The organism is Lysinibacillus sp. FSL K6-1151 (assembly GCF_038630755.1).
GTDB classification, from domain to species: domain Bacteria; phylum Bacillota; class Bacilli; order Bacillales_A; family Planococcaceae; genus Lysinibacillus; species Lysinibacillus fusiformis_D.
This window is the reverse complement of record NZ_CP152040.1, coordinates 4,486,801-4,504,737: the sequence shown is the minus strand read 5'-3', so window position 1 is coordinate 4,504,737 and position 17,937 is coordinate 4,486,801. Positions and strand designations below refer to the sequence as shown.

The 17,937-nt window shown below is 39.1% G+C and carries 17 protein-coding genes; 14 read left to right on the top strand and 3 right to left on the bottom strand.

The annotated features are described in order from the left end of the window. Window positions 1-131: 131 nt before the first annotated feature. From adh to MHI04_RS21900, 5 genes are all read left to right on the top strand, one after another. Window positions 132-1,652, top strand: coding sequence for an aldehyde dehydrogenase (gene adh, locus MHI04_RS21920; RefSeq protein ID WP_036123825.1), 1,521 nt, complete (start codon window positions 132-134; stop codon window positions 1,650-1,652). Window positions 1,653-1,673: 21 nt separating this feature from the next. Beyond that, window positions 1,674-2,033 carry a DUF779 domain-containing protein gene (locus MHI04_RS21915; protein WP_036123819.1) on the top strand — a complete coding sequence of 120 codons (360 nt, stop codon included), beginning with the start codon at window positions 1,674-1,676 and terminating at the stop codon, window positions 2,031-2,033. 332 nt (window positions 2,034-2,365) lie between these two features. After that, window positions 2,366-3,334, top strand: coding sequence for a DUF4003 family protein (locus MHI04_RS21910; protein WP_340809611.1), 969 nt, complete (start codon window positions 2,366-2,368; stop codon window positions 3,332-3,334). Between the two features lie 43 nt (window positions 3,335-3,377). Further along, complete coding sequence (locus MHI04_RS21905; protein WP_340809610.1) at window positions 3,378-4,805, top strand: aldehyde dehydrogenase family protein; 1,428 nt, start codon at window positions 3,378-3,380, stop codon at window positions 4,803-4,805. A 69-nt stretch (window positions 4,806-4,874) separates the two neighbouring features. After that, window positions 4,875-5,354 (top strand): acyl-CoA thioesterase, encoded by a 480-nt coding sequence (locus MHI04_RS21900; RefSeq protein WP_016992152.1) that lies wholly within the window; start codon window positions 4,875-4,877, stop codon window positions 5,352-5,354. A 44-nt stretch (window positions 5,355-5,398) separates the two neighbouring features. Here MHI04_RS21900 and MHI04_RS21895 read toward each other — a convergent pair whose 3' ends face one another. Next, the gene (locus tag MHI04_RS21895; protein WP_036123811.1) at window positions 5,399-6,709 is read right to left on the bottom strand and encodes a globin-coupled sensor protein; all 1,311 of its coding nucleotides are present in this window, start codon (window positions 6,707-6,709) and stop codon (window positions 5,399-5,401) included. A gap of 283 nt (window positions 6,710-6,992) precedes the next feature. Here MHI04_RS21895 and MHI04_RS21890 point away from each other — a divergent pair, with 283 nt between their 5' ends. Continuing rightward, a complete protein-coding gene (locus MHI04_RS21890; RefSeq protein WP_036123806.1) occupies window positions 6,993-7,202 on the top strand; it encodes a hypothetical protein in 210 nt (69 codons plus the stop codon). 50 nt (window positions 7,203-7,252) lie between these two features. On the opposite strand, the gene corA is transcribed toward MHI04_RS21890, so the two are convergent. Together corA and MHI04_RS21880 are read right to left on the bottom strand one after the other, a co-directional pair. Beyond that, window positions 7,253-8,215, bottom strand: a complete 963-nt coding sequence (corA, locus tag MHI04_RS21885; protein ID WP_036123803.1) for a magnesium/cobalt transporter CorA — start codon at window positions 8,213-8,215, stop codon at window positions 7,253-7,255. Between the two features lie 37 nt (window positions 8,216-8,252). Continuing rightward, window positions 8,253-8,936 carry a class I SAM-dependent methyltransferase gene (locus MHI04_RS21880; RefSeq protein WP_340809609.1) on the bottom strand — a complete coding sequence of 228 codons (684 nt, stop codon included), beginning with the start codon at window positions 8,934-8,936 and terminating at the stop codon, window positions 8,253-8,255. A 124-nt stretch (window positions 8,937-9,060) separates the two neighbouring features. On the opposite strand from MHI04_RS21880, the gene MHI04_RS21875 reads away from it, so the two are divergent. The 8 genes from MHI04_RS21875 (at window position 9,061) to ispD (ending at window position 17,744) form a co-directional block, all read left to right on the top strand. Next, the gene (locus tag MHI04_RS21875; RefSeq protein ID WP_036123796.1) at window positions 9,061-9,366 is read left to right on the top strand and encodes a DUF4870 domain-containing protein; all 306 of its coding nucleotides are present in this window, start codon (window positions 9,061-9,063) and stop codon (window positions 9,364-9,366) included. A gap of 265 nt (window positions 9,367-9,631) precedes the next feature. Further along, window positions 9,632-10,102 carry a CtsR family transcriptional regulator gene (locus tag MHI04_RS21870; protein ID WP_058845128.1) on the top strand — a complete coding sequence of 157 codons (471 nt, stop codon included), beginning with the start codon at window positions 9,632-9,634 and terminating at the stop codon, window positions 10,100-10,102. 13 nt (window positions 10,103-10,115) lie between these two features. Next, window positions 10,116-10,658, top strand: a complete 543-nt coding sequence (locus MHI04_RS21865; protein WP_036123855.1) for a UvrB/UvrC motif-containing protein — start codon at window positions 10,116-10,118, stop codon at window positions 10,656-10,658. Next, window positions 10,655-11,764: a protein arginine kinase gene (locus MHI04_RS21860; protein ID WP_036123789.1), complete on the top strand. Its 1,110-nt coding sequence runs from the start codon at window positions 10,655-10,657 to the stop codon at window positions 11,762-11,764. The genes MHI04_RS21865 and MHI04_RS21860 overlap by 4 nt, the downstream gene beginning before the upstream one ends. Continuing rightward, window positions 11,754-14,198 carry an ATP-dependent Clp protease ATP-binding subunit gene (locus tag MHI04_RS21855; RefSeq protein ID WP_036123786.1) on the top strand — a complete coding sequence of 815 codons (2,445 nt, stop codon included), beginning with the start codon at window positions 11,754-11,756 and terminating at the stop codon, window positions 14,196-14,198. Before MHI04_RS21860 ends, MHI04_RS21855 begins: the two co-directional genes overlap by 11 nt. Window positions 14,199-14,289: 91 nt before the next feature. Then, complete coding sequence (gene radA, locus MHI04_RS21850; protein ID WP_036123854.1) at window positions 14,290-15,666, top strand: DNA repair protein RadA; 1,377 nt, start codon at window positions 14,290-14,292, stop codon at window positions 15,664-15,666. A 285-nt stretch (window positions 15,667-15,951) separates the two neighbouring features. Continuing rightward, window positions 15,952-17,037: a PIN/TRAM domain-containing protein gene (locus MHI04_RS21845; protein WP_036123784.1), complete on the top strand. Its 1,086-nt coding sequence runs from the start codon at window positions 15,952-15,954 to the stop codon at window positions 17,035-17,037. A gap of 11 nt (window positions 17,038-17,048) precedes the next feature. Then, window positions 17,049-17,744, top strand: coding sequence for a 2-C-methyl-D-erythritol 4-phosphate cytidylyltransferase (ispD, locus tag MHI04_RS21840; RefSeq protein ID WP_271911893.1), 696 nt, complete (start codon window positions 17,049-17,051; stop codon window positions 17,742-17,744). Window positions 17,745-17,937: the final 193 nt, after the last annotated feature.

The following is a 17,937-nucleotide window of genomic DNA, read 5'->3' as shown; positions in this document are numbered from 1 at the left end:
AAGTTGAAATTATTTTATGTTTCTGACAATATAGTAGTTGAGAGGGTTTCTATGAAAATAGTGTTATTCCGATATAAAATAACGTTTTTTCTAGATAGTTCTCATTAAATTGTGTAAAGGGGAGAAGTAAAATGGTTTATGCATTTCCAAACACTGAAGGATCGGTAGTTCAATTCAAACAGAAATATGATAATTATATTGGTGGCGAATGGACACCCCCAGTGAAAGGTCAATACTTTGATAACGTCACTCCTGTTACTGGACAAGTTTTTACACAAGTAGCACGTTCCACAGCTGAGGATATTGAACATGCACTCGATGCAGCACATGCTGCTAAAGATGCATGGGGCAAAACATCACCAACAGAACGTGCAAACATTTTACTTAAAATTGCGGACCGTATTGAGGAAAATCTAGAAAAGCTAGCCGTTGCTGAAACATGGGATAACGGTAAAGCGGTGCGCGAAACATTAAATGCAGATATCCCTCTTGCAATTGATCATTTCCGTTATTTTGCTGGAGTCTTACGTGCTCAAGAAGGTTCCGTTAGCCAAATTGATAACGATACAGTTGCTTATCACTTCCATGAGCCGATTGGTGTAGTGGGTCAAATCATCCCTTGGAACTTCCCACTATTAATGGCAGTATGGAAGCTCGCACCAGCACTTGCAGCTGGGAACTGTGTCGTATTAAAACCTGCAGAGCAAACACCAGCATCTATTATGGTGCTTGTGGAATTAATAGAAGATTTATTACCACCAGGAGTTATTAATGTTGTGAATGGATTTGGCTTAGAAGCAGGGAAACCGCTTGCATCCAATCCTCGCATTGGTAAAATTGCCTTTACAGGTGAGACGACGACAGGTCGTTTAATTATGCAATATGCATCTCAAAATCTTATTCCCGTTACATTAGAATTGGGCGGTAAATCACCAAATATCTTCTTTGAAGATATTATGGATAAAGATGATGCCTTTTTAGATAAAGCAGTAGAGGGCTTCGTACTATTTGCTCTCAATCAAGGAGAAGTATGTACATGTCCTTCACGTGCACTGATCCAGGAATCTATATACGATAAATTTATGGAGCGTGTACTACAGCGTGTAGAAGCCATTAAAGTGGGCAATCCGCTTGATCCAAACACAATGATGGGTGCGCAGGCTTCAAGTGAGCAAATGGAAAAAATTCTTTCTTATTTAGATATTGGTAAGCAAGAGGGTGCACAATGCCTAATTGGTGGCGAGAAAAATAATGTAGGCGAGGGCTTCGAAAATGGCTACTACATTAAACCGACAGTCTTCAAGGGAAATAATAAAATGCGTATTTTCCAAGAGGAAATTTTCGGACCAGTTGTTGCTGTAACAACGTTTAAAACAAAAGAGGAAGCACTAGAAATTGCTAATGATACATTATATGGCTTAGGTTCTGGCGTTTGGACGAGAGATATTAATACAGCTTATCGCTTCGGTCGTGAAATTCAAGCAGGTCGTGTTTGGACAAACTGTTACCATGCTTATCCGGCACATGCTGCATTTGGCGGCTATAAAATGTCAGGTGTTGGTCGTGAAAATCACAAAATGATGTTAGCACATTACCAACAAACGAAAAACCTATTAGTTAGCTACAGCGAAAACAAACTTGGTTTCTTCTAATTTGTAGGGAGGTGCATGAGCGTGGTTGAACGTGTACTAGCTACAGAAGAAGCGCTGGCACTAATCAATCTATTAAAAGATAAACATGGACCTGTGATGTTTCATCAGTCCGGCGGATGCTGTGATGGCTCCTCGCCAATGTGCTATCCAGAAGGTGATTTGCTATTAGGAGATCAGGATGTGTGCCTTGGAGAGATTGGTGGTGCGCCTTTCTACATGCACAAAAATCAATATGATTACTGGAAGCATACACAAATCATATTGGATGTTGTTGCGGGCAGAGGAGGCATGTTCTCATTAGAGGGCGTAGAGGGAAAACGTTTCCTAACAAGGTCAAGAGCCTTCACATCTGAGGAGTTACGAGAACTAGGGTTAATTTAAATGAAGGATAGTACAGCGGCAGAAAAATTTGCCGCTGTTTTTTATATTAATTTTTGTGGAATAGAGTATGTAAAGCGATATTAGTTGATGAATTTCTTAAAAATAGGAATAAATTTAATCGATCCTTTAAGGTGACGGTAAATAATAGTTTTCTTGTGGTTTTTGCTATCATCCTCAAGACCTCCTTTTATAGTTGTTAATATTTCCTATTAAATCAGATAAATGAAGTAACATACATTAAATTAAGTTTACTTTTTATGTTAATTGTTACAAAGAGGATTGAATCTTTCGCACAGATTGTAACGTAAAATGGGTAAAGGAGTGTGCTAAATATGGATTACGCGCTGATTGAAAATGAACTTACAAATACAGTTGAGGATGTATCAAAGGCTGCTGGTTGGACAGTCGATCGTAAAATTGTTTTAGCGATTGCTAGTAAATTTGTAGCGTCAGGAAAAACTTTTGATGCAATAAGATATAAAAATGTTCTGCAAGAGATGAAGAAGCAATCCTCGTGGATGTCCCCTTTACGAACAACAGTTGGGTATAGTATTGCCGCCAATTTATTGGAGCAAGAAGATACTGAAAAGGCAGTCGAGAATTTACTTACAAACGTGAGTATCTTGAAGGAAGCCAAATTTAGAAGCGGCAATTTCAGCTATATCGGAGCACAGTTTTTGACTGAGGATGAACAAAATAAAAAAGCACATGCACAGGCAGCTAGAACTTTATTCGATGCTATTCGTAAACATCATCCATTTTTAACATCTTATGAGGACATTCCTTATGCAGTGTTATTGAGTAGTCCATCTGATGATGTTGAGCTACGGGCGGAAACAATGAATCAATATTATAAAGAATTACGAACATATAATTTTAATGCTGGTAATGAACTACAGTGGCTATCACAGGTATTAACATTTTTATCCCCACAATTTGATGTTAATCTAGCACCAAATGTTGTGGCACTCCGTGATACACTCAAAAAGCAAAATGTAAAGGTCAAGGCTATGCATTATCCTTTACTCGGCTTTTTAGCCATACTAAGTCTTACTAAAGCACAGCTTCAAGATATTATTGATTTATATCAAGAATTAAAGGACTTGAAATTATTAAAATGGCACCGTGAATTTGTTCTCTTTATGGCTGTACAAATCGCTATTTATGATATGGCGAAGGTGCAAAATTCTTTGTCCATGACCATTATGTCTTCCATTGAATTATTAATCCAAGCACAGCAAGCAGCGATGATAGCTGCGGTTAGTGCAGCTGCTATTGCATCAAGTTCAAGTTCTTCATGATAGAATAAAGGAGAACTTGATTATTTGGAGGTGCATTTGAAGGATGAAGGAAACAAAACTATGGATGAATGGTCAGTGGCAAGATGCTAAGGAAAGCTATGAGCTAACATCTCCGTATAGTGGTGAGGTTATTGCTCAGGTAGCAAAAGCATCGATACAAGATGTAGAGAGAGCTATCGAAGGTGCACAGCAGGCATTCCAATCGTTTAAAAAGACTACAGCCTACGAACGTGCCGAAATATTATATAAAGTTGTTGAGATTATGCGACAACGTAAAGAAGAATTTGCTGAAATTTTAGCATTAGAGGCAGGGAAGCCTATAGTAGCAGGATTAGCCGAAATTGACCGTACAATCGCAACCTATCAATTTGCGGCAGAGGGAGCTAAACAGTCTAAGGGTGAGACTGTTCCGATGGATGCAGCACCTGGAGCTGGAGATCGTATAGGCTGGACAAAACGAGAACCATTAGGTGTAATCTCAGCCATTACGCCGTTTAATTTTCCGTTCAATTTAGTGGCACATAAATTAGGCCCAGCATTTGCAGTAGGTAATACGGTTGTATTAAAGCCAGCAACACAAACGCCGTTAAGTGCTATTGTGATGGCTGAAATTTTTCGTGAAGCAGGATTACCTGATGGCGCGTTGCAGATCGTAACAGGAAGTGGTGGCGAGCTTAGTGATACACTTGTTACGCATCCATACGTCAAAAAAGTAACCTTTACAGGCAGTAGTAAAGTTGGTTTGAGCATTAAAGAAAAGGTCGGTTTGCGTAAAATAACGTTAGAACTAGGTTCTAATGCAGCCGTAATTGTCGAACCATCGACGCCAATTCATAAAATTGTTAGTCGTTGCGTAAGCGGTGCTTTCAACTTTGCTGGACAAGTATGTATTTCGTTACAACGTATTTATGTGCATTCGTCCATCATTGATGAATTTACTGAAGCATTCGTTGAAGAAACGAAAAAACTTATAGTAGGAGACCCGTTAGATACAAAGACAGATGTCAGTGCCATGATTAATCCAAATGAGGTAGAACGTATCCGAGCGTGGGTTGAGGAAGCGCAAGAACAAGGGGCAGTTATTGCAACAGGTGGCGAATTTACAGAACGTACTCTAACACCAACAGTTATGACGAATGTAACAGCTGACATGAAAATTGTCTGTCAGGAAACATTCGCACCAATCGTCTCAATTGTTTCATATGAAACATTAGACGACGCGATTCGACTTGTGAACGAGTCGGACCTTGGTCTAAATGCGGGTATTTACACGAATATATTGTCAGATGCCTTATATGCAGCAGACGAATTACAGGCTGGTGCTGTCATTATTAATGATATTCCGACATTCAGGGTAGATAACATGCCATATGGTGGTGTGAAGATGAGTGGTTATGGACGAGAAGGAATTAAGTGGGCCATTGAGGAAATGAGCGATATGAAATTTATTTCGATGAAAAAATCATTCTAAATTTGCATCAGCTCTTCTTCTGCGATACGATGACGAAAGAACATTACATGAAGGGAAGTTGCAAGTATTATGCCAAACAACGCTGTACCAATGAGCCAATCACGTACGGTTCAATCGCGTCTCGTATTACCCCCAGACACAAATAATCACAATTCTATTTTCGGTGGAAGAGTGTTAGCTTATATTGATGAAATCGCTGCTATTACAGCAATGAAACATGCGAAGGGACTCGTAGTTACAGCATCTATTGATTCGGTTGATTTTTTATCGGCTGCACATGTAGGGGATATTCTTGAAATCGAGAGTATTGTTTCGTCTACAGGACGTTCTTCTATGGAAGTTTACGTTCGTGTTGTTTCTCGTAATATTGAGACTGGCGAGGAAAAATTAACGACAGAATCCTTTGTTACGATGGTTGCAGTAAATGAGGAAGGGAAACCAGTACCAGTTCCTGCGATTTATCCTGAAACAGATGAAGAAAAACGTTTGTTTGAAACAGGGCCAGCAAGACGAGAGCACCGTAAGCAAAAACGTGCATTACCACATTAAGGAGAAAGGGAAATTCGCTTTTAAAAGTGAATTTCCCTTTCATTTTACATATTTAGTTCATTAACTACATTAATAAGAGAGTCAGAAGAAGAAGAAACGAGCGTAGCTCCCTGTGATAATTCAGTAATTAGATTAGAGATGGCTGAAATATCTCTTGATGTGTTGACATATTGCTGTTGAATGCCAGAAACAGCATCGGCAATATCATTAAATGACTTGGATAAATTCTCTTGTGTATTGACACTGTGCTGAATTTTTTGATCCACATTAAGAACGGAATTGGCCATCGTTGTAATATTGCTTTCTGTTTCTTTAATGAGGTGTGAAACATTTTGTACGGCATTTTTTGTTTCCTCAGCAAGCTTGCGTACTTCCTCAGCCACCACCGCGAAACCTTTCCCATGTTCTCCAGCTCGAGCAGCCTCGATGGAAGCATTTAAGGCTAATAAATTGGTTTGATCAGCAATACCTGTAACAAGTCCAACAATCTCAGAAATTTTCTGAGAAGAGGTACGTAGCTGATTCATCGTTACCTCCAGACTGTTGACACTTTGTAAAATGACTTGGATTAAATCATTTTGTTCTTTAAGCTGCAGTTGACCACGTCTTGATTTTTCTTGGGTATCTGCTACGAAGCTTAATCCTTGCTTTGTCGCCACAGCAATATCATCTGTCTGTGAGGAAATAACCAATAGTGATGCTGCTGTTTCTTCACTAATAGAGTTGAGCTCCTCTGCTGTACTTTGAATGGTTGTAACAAGAGAGTTTTTTGTTGCATCAGCCACTGAGCGAATGCGTTCTTCTTCATTTTCATAGGCCTCGATCACAAGCTGTTGCTCGAAATTAATGATTTTACAAAAAGCATTTATGGCACGAATGGCATCTTGTTTTGAGATGTCCACTTCGCTCACAAAATTTGTGAATGTAGAAGTGAGTGATTGGAATGAGGCAATATACCATTTGGATTGTAAACCAATTCGCACGTGAGTCTCGGCAATTGCCTTTCTTTCGGCAATGTAGGCATCATTTATATGACTCTCAAAAATATCACTTAAATGTTTATGTAATGTAATTTTCAAACGGTCAATATGTGATGTTCTATTAATAATATCGATTAGATCTTGGCTCAAACTAATGGCAGCATAAAATTGCTCCACCATTGCAGGGATGAGATCCTTTGCAAGCGGTTGTAGTTGTTTAATGATTGCTAAATCGTCTACTGTTAAATTTAAAAGTTGCAATTGTTTTTGAAGATTCGGGTAGTTCGATACATCTAGTCGAACATCATTCTTAAAATTTTCAGGTGTTAATGTAATTGAATAGTTAGCACTACTGTTTTTGGAAAACCAACTCATTATTATTTGCTCCATTCCTAATATCCATAATAAATTGTAAGTAAAAAAGCCTTTTGAAATTTGTTAGGTTTGTAAATTTGATAAATAATTGGTATTAAATCTATTTTACTATTATTTGCTGAATATTTGGTTAAAAATTTGGTTATTTCTTTATTTTTTTACTTTATTGTCAGTTCAATTAGTGAAGCGAAGTAAATTTGAATTTAAAATAGGAAACCTGTAAAATACGAACTGTTTAGCAAGATAGAGACTGTACGTAAAAAGGGAGTAGAGGAGGTATTATATGGAGAAAAAGCGTTTTAAATTTGTCATCCCAGTCATGGTTATTGTCGCAATTGGCTCTGTTTATATGTTACGAAACTATTATGCTGAGGTACCCTCTGTTGAGCGATTATTAATTACAATCTGTGCAACTTTGGGATCAGGCGTACTAGCATACTTTTTATTTCCGCAGCAAGGTGATAATAAAATTGATGATAGGGGACCCTATTAACTTCTTGAAAAAGGAGACTGCTCGTTTCATGACAAAACGAGCAGCTTTTTTTATGGTTTAAATAATTTAAACCAGCCTTTATGTTTAAAGATGGCTAGCATAAAGATCGCAATAATAATCATGGAGCCTAGTACAATAAAATAGCTGTAATGGCCATGAAGCTCAGGCATGTTATCAAAGTTCATGCCATATACACCAGCAATAAAAGTAAGGGGAATAAAGATAGTTGATACAATGGTTAAAGTCATCATAATGCCGTTCATGCGACTTGAGCTCATAGCCATATAGCTATCGCGCATATCCGCTGTCAATTCTCGATTGGATTCAACCATTTCAGTTAGTTTAATGAGATGGTCATAAATATCTCCGAAATAAGCTCTTTCTGATTTGTTTAAAGAAAAACGGTAAGAATTAAGAATTCGATATAAAAGATCTCGCATCGGTAAAATAGTGCGTCTTAGGTCAAGTAAGTCACTACGGAATTCGAAGACAATCTTCATGGCATTTACGTTGCTTTGGTATGTAAGTTCGCCTTCAAGTGCATTAAGATGATCTTCAATTTTATAAACAAGAGGGAAATAGCTATCCACGATTTTATCAATTGTTTGATATGTTAAATAAACCGTTCCCCGTTCCCAATTCTTTGGTTGGCTTGCTAGTATCTTTTGTACCTTATCTATTTCAGGAACAGGGTTTTTATGGAACGTCACAATAAATTTATTGGAGGCAAAAATATTAACCTCTTCTGCAGCAAGGTTCTCTTCATTTACTCGATGAATAACAAAGAAATGAAAATCATCATAGAAATCGAGCTTTGGGCGCTGTAATCGCATTAAGCAATCTTCAATAGCAAGCGGATGGAAATGGAAAAATGTATCTAATAATGATTCTTCTTCGGCTGTAGGGCAATTAAAATCAACCCAATACCATTCAAATTCTTGCTGATGTATAACTTCCAATGGAAAATCTTTTAGTAATTGTTGTTGTTTTGTAATACCAATGGTGCTTATCACGGTTTTCACCTCAAATTATTTACTACAAAATATTTATTTAGTGCCCCTCTTTAAAGCATACCCAACCAGCAAATAAAGTAGTGGCAAAAAATCTAGAAGGTTTTGTAAAGCCCGCCTTTTGTAGCAGTGTTAAAATATCCTCTTCACGCATAAACGGAAGGGAGCGAATGGATTTTTCCATCTCTGCTACATCAGATGCAGAAAGCTTTGTATGTTGTAGCCAATAGGAACGCCATAAATCAAATTGTAGTTCAGTTTCTAAAGAGCCGGGCTGACCATATTTCGAGACAAGGACAAACGGTGCTCCAGGCTTTAAATGTCTTGCGATTTCTTCTAATGTAGATAGCTTTTCTTCATAACCCAGAATAAAATGCAGAACGAGAACACAACTTGCTGCATCGTATTTTATGGAGGGTAATTGAGTACCTAGTATTGTTCCTTGGTGGAAAGACAGCGTATTGGGTAGAGTGTGTAGACGTTCCTTTGCTATGCTGAGCATGGACTCTGATGGATCAATACCTGTGAATGACCAGTCGGGCCTTCCATCTGCAAGCTGTAAAATTTCATTGCCGCTTCCTGCACCCACAATTAACATATCAGCTTTATCTGGGAGTGTAGAATGATAAAAGGTTTGTATTAAACGTAGCATGGCATCATAGCTTGGCAATGTACGACGAATACCCTTTTCATATTCGTTTGCTAATGTGTTGTTAAATTCCATCTCTCATCACAGCCTTCCAAAAAAAATTTAATAAATCTTATTTAATGTGAAACTATTACGGGTATAGTTCCGTAAATAGTAGTACATAAAACATAGACAAAGTACAAAGAAAGGGTTGATATATATGGAGACTAAATGGTCTAAAGTAATCATACACGCAAGTGCATTTTTTGCGCCATGGTTAGTACCTATTATTTTCTTCTTAATTAGTTCGGATGAGGAAGTGAAGGCGATTTCTATTCAAGCATTGCTCTTCCAAATTGTTATGGGTATTTTAATCGCTATCTCAGTTGTTTTAAGTTTTGTTCTTATTGGGTTACCGTTTTTAATCATTTTCGGCATCATGTTATTTGTTGTACCAATTATCGGTATCGTAAAAGCATTGTCTGATGAGCCTTGGCGTTATCCAATTGTTGGTCGTTGGGTATAATTTTCATAGACGCAAGTATATGCTAGTTGCATATGCTTGCGTTTTTTCTATGACTAATAAGGGTACATTAGGTATATGAGCAAATTATAACCCGCGCAGTTTTAAGTGAAAAAGTGCTGTTTTTCGTACTAAAATAGGCATTTTAAGACTTTTCACTTTTCTATGGGCGAAATCATTGCAATTTTTTTGAAGCGTTTTGTATAATATACTAAAAGAAAGTCAAAGATAGTCAAAGTCAGTGAAGCAAGCGAGGTGTATTCCTAAAATGCGTAATATATCAGACATCATAGAAGGTTACTTAAAGCAAGTACTTGAATTAGGTGGAGAAGGGCATATTGAAATTAAACGGAGTGAGATTGCTGATAAATTTCAATGTGTGCCATCACAAATAAATTATGTAATTAATACAAGATTTACTGCCGAGCGAGGTTACCTTGTTGAGAGCAAACGTGGTGGTGGTGGGTACATACGAATTTTACGTGTCCGCGCGCATTCACAGATTGATTTAATCGACGATGTTCTCAGACAAATAGAAGGTGGAGCATCTCAAACGATGGCAGAAGATTTAGTATATCGGCTCATCGATGAGCAGGTAATTTCAAAACGAGAAGCGAAATTAATGTTAGCAGCAATTGATCGCTCCACAATCGATTTACATCTCCCTTTAAGAGATACTATTCGAGCAAAGATCTTGCGAGCAATGCTGACAACAATCAAATATGAACAGCAAAAATAGTGAGGTGATGGAAATGATATGCGAACATTGTAAACAACGTAATGCGACAGTTACAGTAACACAAGTTCAAAATGGGCAAAAGGTGGAGCACCATTATTGTGACGTCTGCGCCTCACAGTTCCATCCATTTCATGCAGAGTTTAAACAAGAGCCAGTGTCTATTCAACAGCTATTGTCGAACTGGTTCGGCTCGCCTACATGGCAAAAGGTGGGGGAAAAACAACAAGTTCAACCACAACAGCAAACATGCCCACAATGTGGATTTTCGTATAAACAATTTTTAAAAGAAGGTAAATTTGGATGCCCGAGCTGTTATGACACCTTTAGTGAGCATTTGCCTAAGCTCTTTAATCGCATACAGGCAGGCCCTCAACACATTGGTAAAATGCCTGGTGCTCGCAGTAATGTGTATGTCATTAAAAAGCAAATAGAGGATATCCGCAAGCGTATGAAGGCCGCTGTAGCAGAAGAACAATTTGAGGAGGCGGCGAAGCTCCGTGATGAAGTTAAAGAGCTAGAGAAGCATCTACAATTTGAAGGTGGTGATGTGTCATGATGATTGATTCATTTTTAGAGCGTGCGACCCCAACGTGGATGCATATCAAGGATGATTATTCAGATATTGTCATTAGTACACGTATTCGCCTTGCTCGAAATTTAGATGGCTATCGATTTCCATTAGCTTTCTCAGAGAATGAGGCACTGCAGGTGGAACAGGCAGTTACACATGCACTAAGTGATAGCCCAACGCTTCAAAATGATTATGCTTATTTTGCTATTAAGGATTTAACGCCTCTACAGCGTCAAATTCTTGTAGAAAAGCATTTGATTAGTCCACAGCTTGCTAAAAAAGAGCAAGTAGGCTCCATACTTCTTTCTGAAGATGAATCCGTTAGCATTATGGTGAATGAAGAGGATCATTTACGCATTCAATGTATGACAGCAAGCTTTCAACTTCAAAGTGCCTATGAACAAGCAAATAAAATTGATCGTATCCTAGAGAAAGTATTACCGTATGCCTTTCGAGATACTTTTGGCTATTTAACAAGTTGTCCGACGAATATTGGCACGGGTCTTCGCGCATCGGTCATGATGCATCTACCCGCACTGACATTAACCGGGCAAATGAATCAAATTATTAATGCCATGACTCGCTTAGGAATGACTGTAAGAGGTATATATGGGGAAGGCAGCGAAAATTTAGGAAATGTTTATCAAGTGTCGAATCAAATTACACTTGGGAAGACAGAAGAAGACATTTTAGCAGACATACAAAGTGTCGCTGAAAAGATTATCCAAAAAGAGCGACACGCAAGAGGGAAGTTGATGGAAAAGGCAGAGCTTGCTCTAGAAGATAGAGTATATCGGGCTTTAGGTACCCTTACACATGCGAGAATTCTAACAAGTGAGGAAGCCGCTACCTGTCTATCTAATGTTCGTTTAGGAGTAGATCTACAGTTAATTGATGGGATTCAAGCAACAACCTTAAATGAATGTGTTGTTAGTATGCAACCAGGTTTTTTACAGCACTATGCAGGTGAGGCACTGCCCCCTGCTGAACGGGATCGTGTCCGAGCGGAAATGCTCCGTGAGGCATTATCTCAAGAATATGCGAATAAGCCTATAAATGGGGAAAAAGGAGAGGATTTATATGATGTTTAATCGTTTTACACAACGCGCGCAAAAAGTATTACAGCTTGCTCAGGAAGAGGCTATTCGTTGGAAGCACGAATCTATTGGAACAGAGCACATTCTATTAGGGCTTATACGTGAAGGCGGCGGTATTGCTGCGAAAGCGTTAGAAGCCATTGATATTAGTCCTCAAATGATTGAAGCTGGTATTGAGGAATTAGTTGGTAAAGGTAAAGAAGATGTCGGCCCAATTGTTCACTATACGCCAAGAGCTAAGAAAGTAATTGAACTATCTGTGGATGAATCACGTAAATTAGGTCACTCGTATATCGGCACAGAGCACTTATTATTAGCGCTTATTCGTGAAGGTGAAGGCGTGGCAGCTCGCGTCTTAAACAATGCGGGTGTCGGCTTAAATAAAGCACGTCAGCAAGTATTATTGCTATTAGGTAACAACGATAATGCACAATCTGGGCAACAAGCAGCTCAAGCTGCCAATACCCCAACTTTAGATAGCCTAGCGCGTGATTTAACACAAATTGCACGTGAAGGCACATTGGACCCTGTTATTGGTCGAAGCAAGGAAATTACACGTGTGATTGAAGTGTTATCGCGTCGTACGAAAAATAACCCTGTATTGATTGGTGAGCCAGGTGTTGGTAAAACAGCAATTGCTGAAGGGTTAGCACAGCAAATTATCCATAATGAAGTACCGGAAATCCTACGTGACAAACGTGTCATGACTTTAGATATGGGGACGGTTGTTGCAGGTACTAAATATCGTGGTGAATTTGAAGATCGTTTGAAAAAGGTGATGGATGAAATTCGCCAAGCTGGCAACATCATTTTATTCATTGATGAATTGCATACATTAATCGGTGCAGGTGGTGCAGAAGGTGCAATTGATGCCTCCAATATTTTAAAACCATCTTTAGCACGCGGTGAGCTTCAATGTATTGGTGCAACAACATTAGACGAGTACCGCAAATATATTGAAAAGGATGCAGCATTAGAGCGTCGCTTCCAACCAATCCAAGTGGATGAACCAACAGTGGAAGAAGCGATTCTAATTATTCAAGGCTTACGTGACCGTTATGAAGCGCATCACCGTGTAAAAATTACAGATGAAGCGATTGAAGCAGCGGCTAAAATGAGTGACAGATATATTTCAGACCGATTCTTACCAGATAAAGCAATTGACTTAATCGACGAGGCAGGTTCTAAAGTCCGCTTACGTTCATTTGCAGTGCCACCAAACTTAAAGGCACTTGAAGATAAACTTGAAAATGTGCGCTCTGAAAAAAATGCAGCCGTATCAGGCCAAGAATTTGAAAAGGCAGCCTCTCTAAGAGATACAGAGCAAAAGCTGAAAGATGAAATTGAAGCTACACGAAAAAATTGGAAAGAAGAGCAAGGCAAAGCGGAATCTAAAGTGACTGTGGATGATGTTGCAGCAGTTGTATCAATGTGGACAGGAATCCCAGTAGCTAAAATTGCTTCCGAGGAATCTTCGAAGTTATTACAACTTGAAGAAGAGTTACACAAACGTGTAGTAGGGCAAGGAGAAGCGGTAGAAGCGATTTCTCGTGCGATCCGTCGTGCAAGAGCAGGCTTAAAAGATCCAAAACGACCAATCGGCTCATTCATTTTCTTAGGACCTACAGGTGTTGGTAAAACAGAGTTGGCAAGAGCACTTGCTGAAGTGATGTTTGGCGATGAAGATGCGATGATTCGTGTCGATATGTCTGAGTACATGGAGAAGCATTCGACTTCTCGTTTAGTAGGTTCACCTCCAGGCTATGTGGGCTTTGATGATGGTGGTCAATTGACTGAAAAGGTTCGCCGTAAACCATACTCGGTTGTATTATTAGATGAAATTGAAAAAGCACATCCAGATGTTTTCAATATTCTACTGCAAGTTCTTGAAGATGGCCGTTTAACAGATTCTAAGGGCCGTGTAGTAGACTTCCGTAATACAGTAGTCATTATGACTTCAAACGTTGGTGCCGATGCTTTAAAATATCAAAAGAGCCTTGGTTTCAATGTAGGTGGAGCAGAATCTAAGCATAAAGATATGAAGGGTACGATGCTAGAAGAATTGAAAAAGGCATTCCGTCCAGAGTTCTTAAACCGTATCGATGAAATGATTGTCTTCCACGCATTAGATAAAGAGCATTTAAAAGAAATCATTGCAATGATGGGCAATGCACTAACAAAACGCTTAAAAGAGCAAGATATTTCGTTGGAGCTAACTGATGCAGCACTTGAGAAAATTGCTGAGGAAGGCTATGACCCTCAATATGGTGCTCGTCCGTTACGCCGTGCATTACAAAAACAAGTAGAGGATCGATTATCAGAAGAATTGCTGAAAGGTAATGTAGAGAAGGGTAATCAGGTAATCATTGATTATGTAGACGGTGAGTTTATTGTAAAGAAAAAAGAGGGAGTATCCATCTCTAAATAATTTTATGCAAAGACAGCGAGGCTTTAAGTGCCAAGCTGTCTTTTTTTCTGTACAATTAATGATAAGAACAAATATTCGAGGTGAAAGCAATTTGGCAAAGAAAAAAACAAAGTTTGTATGTTCAGGCTGTGGCTATGAAACTGCAAAATGGATGGGAAGATGTCCAGGGTGTGGAGAATGGAATAAGATGGTGGAAGAAGTTGAGATGGTCGCAAAGGGACCACGAGGAGCATTCCAGCATTCTGCTACAGTTACCCAAAAGGCTCTCCCAATTATTCAGGTCGAAGCGACTGAAGAATCCCGTGTAGCGACGGAAATGGGCGAACTGAATCGCGTATTGGGCGGTGGTATTGTACCCGGTTCGCTCGTATTAATCGGGGGAGATCCGGGGATTGGGAAATCTACACTATTACTACAAGTTTCAGCATTACTTTCGAATAAAGGGCATCGTGTGCTTTATATTTCTGGAGAGGAGTCCATTCGTCAAACAAAATTACGAGCAGAGCGTCTAGGAGTGGTTTCTCAAGAGCTTTACATATATTCCGAGACGAATCTCGAATTTTTAAACCAAACCATTGATGAAGTACAACCGAAATTTGTCATTGTCGATTCCATACAAACCGTCTTTCATCCAGAAGTAACAAGTGCACCAGGTAGTGTATCGCAAGTTCGTGAATGTACGGCAGAACTGATGCGAATCGCCAAGACAAAAGGCATTGCTATTTTCTTGGTCGGGCATGTAACAAAAGAGGGGCAAATTGCCGGACCTCGTATTTTAGAGCATATGGTTGATACAGTGTTATATTTTGAAGGAGAAAGACATCATAATCATCGTATTCTACGCAGCCAAAAAAACCGCTTCGGCTCTACCAATGAAATTGCGATATTTGAAATGCTTCAAGGGGGATTAAAGGAAGTGCTGAATCCTTCTGAATTATTTTTGCAGGAGCGGTCACAAGGAGCAGCGGGATCCACTATTGTTGCATCCATGGAGGGGACAAGACCCATCCTTGTTGAAATTCAATCTTTAGTAACACCTACAAGCTTTAATTACCCTAAACGTATGGCAACTGGTGTCGATCAAAACCGAGTGCAATTGCTAATGGCAGTGCTAGAAAAACGGATGGGCCTCATGCTACAAGCTCAGGACGCATATATTAAAGTGGCTGGTGGTGTCAAATTGGATGAGCCAGCAATTGATTTAGCGGTGTTGACAAGTATTGTCTCAAGCTTTAAAGATCAAGCTGTGCGAGCAACGGACTGCTTTATTGGTGAAGTAGGGCTGACAGGTGAGGTACGTCGAGTATCGCGGATTGAACAGCGTGTTATTGAAGCGGCAAAGCTTGGGTTTAAAAGAGCTTTCATACCTGCCTCCAATATTGGTGGTTGGGATTTTCCACAGGGAATAGAAATAGTTGGAGTAGAAACGATCAAAGATGCATTAAATGCATGCTTTAGAGAGTTGTAAAGGGAAATTGTGCATGTTGGATACCATTCTGACATGCATTTTCCGTCATTTTTAACGTTAAAATCGGAAACTCAAGTAAGGGGATAGGCGTCCTAGATAATAGCAGGATAAAGTCATGCAAGAGTGTCATCGAAAACACAGTAAGATAGAGGTTGGAAAGAATGATGTCTAAATGATTTGTCCCTGTGAATGAACATCAAAAATAATGATAATTTGATGAGCTCATGAAGGATTTTCTACAGTAAACTATGTATAATCTTAACTAACAATAGGAGGTGACAGCTTGTGAAAAAATTTGTTCAAATTGCCTTTTTACTGATTGGAGGAGCATTGGGCCTTGTTTTCTTACCGCCATTATACGAATTGCTTCATTTATCATCTAATCCTTGGCTAGATAATCCTTACGTATCAGTAGCATTAGGCGCGCTTTTACTATTTACACTGTCTTTTGCATTTTCCGATTATTTTGTGAAGCTCATTAGCTGGATGGAAGAGGTCCTGTTTAAGGTGCCTATCGGTGATTTATTTTTTGGTACGCTTGGTTTAATCATGGGACTGATTGTAGCTTATTTTTTAGGCTTCGCCATCGATAGTGTGCAATTCCCTGTAATTACAGAAGTACTCCCTATTATTCTGTCATTTGTATTAGGTTATTTAGGGTTCCGTTTAGGTTTTAGAAAAAGAGATGAATTAATACAGCTTTTTACTTTACGTAGTAATAATACAAAGAAAAAGGCTGCTGAAGGTGCTGAAATTCAAGAAATACGTGGGAGTTATAAGCTGTTAGATACGAGCGTTATTATTGATGGTCGTATTGCTGATATTTCTGGAACTGGCTTCATAGAAGGAGTCTTAGTCGTACCTCAATTTGTCCTTACAGAGCTGCAGCATATTGCCGATTCTTCCGATACGTTAAAACGTACAAGAGGACGTCGTGGATTAGATATTTTAAGAAAATTACAAGATGAACGTAAGACCAAAGTGGAAATTACGGATGAAGATTTTGAGGATGTACAAGAGGTGGATTTAAAGCTTGTACGTCTTGCAAAGAAAATGGGGAATGACACACAGATTGTCACAAATGATTTTAACTTGAATAAAGTCTGTGAGCTCCATCATGTGAAAGTATTAAATATTAATGATTTAGCGAATGCGGTGAAGCCTGTTGTAATCCCAGGTGAAGATATGCAGGTTGTGGTCATCAAGGATGGTAAAGAGCATAATCAAGGGGTTGCCTATTTAGATGATGGAACAATGATTGTTGTTGAAGGTGGCCGTAGTTATATCGGACAGGCCATTACTGTGACAGTAACGAGTGTGCTGCAAACATCAGCGGGTCGAATGATATTTGCCAAGCCGAAGGACGATTAGGATGTGGAAAAATGCAATATGAAGTAGTACTACCTGCGGCAGGAAGCGGAAAACGCATGGGTGCGGGACAAAATAAATTGTTTTTAAAACTTTTAGAGAAGCCTATTCTGATCCACACGCTAGAAGTGTTTCAACAAGATCCTTTTTGCACTGGTATTTGGCTGGCTGTAAAACCAGAAGAACGTACTTATATTCAAGAATTGCTAGAGCAATTTGAGATTACAAAAGTGAAGGGCTTACCTGATGGCGGTGCTGAGCGACAGCATTCAGTCCATTCATGTATGAAAGAGATGCAGCAGGTAGATATTGTGCTTGTCCACGATGCAGCTCGGCCTTTTATTACACATGGTATTATCGCTAGCCTTGTACAAAGTGCTCATGAGTTTGGGGCAGCTATTGCAGGGGTTCGAGCGAAGGATACAATGAAAAAGGTTCGTAATGGTATTATCGAAGAAACAGTTGATCGTGATAGCTTATGGATGATTCAAACGCCACAAGCCTTCCAATTTGATTTAATTGTGGAGGCAGAGGATGTTGCTGAGAAGGTGGGCTTTCTTGGTACAGATGAAGCTATGCTAGTTGAACGCTTAGGTCATGCAGTGCATATTGTAGAAAGTAGCTATGAAAATGTCAAAATGACGACACAGGAAGATTTAATATTTGGTGAAGCTATTTTACGAAAACGAGCATTGCAAATAAACGAATAGTAATCTAAAAATCTCATTGGCAATTGTTGCTAATGGGATTTTATCTTGATTTAGCCAATGTTTATAGAGCCAGACGCAGGCTTATGCTGAGATGTAAGTGAGGGAAAATGCTCACTATTTGCTATCAGCTCAATTTCCTAGGAAATATGTTAAAATGTGAGGGTATAATAGTGAGTGAATATAAAAGTGAAAG

Coding starts and splice junctions, on each gene's coding strand:
- adh (WP_036123825.1), top strand. CDS start 132: ATGGTTTATGCATTTCCAAACACTGAAGGATCGGTAGTTCAATTCAAA.
- MHI04_RS21910 (WP_340809611.1), top strand. CDS start 2,366: ATGGATTACGCGCTGATTGAAAATGAACTTACAAATACAGTTGAGGAT.
- MHI04_RS21905 (WP_340809610.1), top strand. CDS start 3,378: ATGAAGGAAACAAAACTATGGATGAATGGTCAGTGGCAAGATGCTAAG.
- MHI04_RS21900 (WP_016992152.1), top strand. CDS start 4,875: ATGCCAAACAACGCTGTACCAATGAGCCAATCACGTACGGTTCAATCG.
- MHI04_RS21895 (WP_036123811.1), bottom strand. CDS start 6,709: ATGAGTTGGTTTTCCAAAAACAGTAGTGCTAACTATTCAATTACATTA.
- MHI04_RS21890 (WP_036123806.1), top strand. CDS start 6,993: ATGGAGAAAAAGCGTTTTAAATTTGTCATCCCAGTCATGGTTATTGTC.
- MHI04_RS21880 (WP_340809609.1), bottom strand. CDS start 8,936: ATGGAATTTAACAACACATTAGCAAACGAATATGAAAAGGGTATTCGT.
- MHI04_RS21875 (WP_036123796.1), top strand. CDS start 9,061: ATGGAGACTAAATGGTCTAAAGTAATCATACACGCAAGTGCATTTTTT.
- MHI04_RS21870 (WP_058845128.1), top strand. CDS start 9,632: ATGCGTAATATATCAGACATCATAGAAGGTTACTTAAAGCAAGTACTT.
- MHI04_RS21865 (WP_036123855.1), top strand. CDS start 10,116: ATGATATGCGAACATTGTAAACAACGTAATGCGACAGTTACAGTAACA.
- MHI04_RS21860 (WP_036123789.1), top strand. CDS start 10,655: ATGATGATTGATTCATTTTTAGAGCGTGCGACCCCAACGTGGATGCAT.
- MHI04_RS21855 (WP_036123786.1), top strand. CDS start 11,754: ATGATGTTTAATCGTTTTACACAACGCGCGCAAAAAGTATTACAGCTT.
- ispD (WP_271911893.1), top strand. CDS start 17,049: ATGCAATATGAAGTAGTACTACCTGCGGCAGGAAGCGGAAAACGCATG.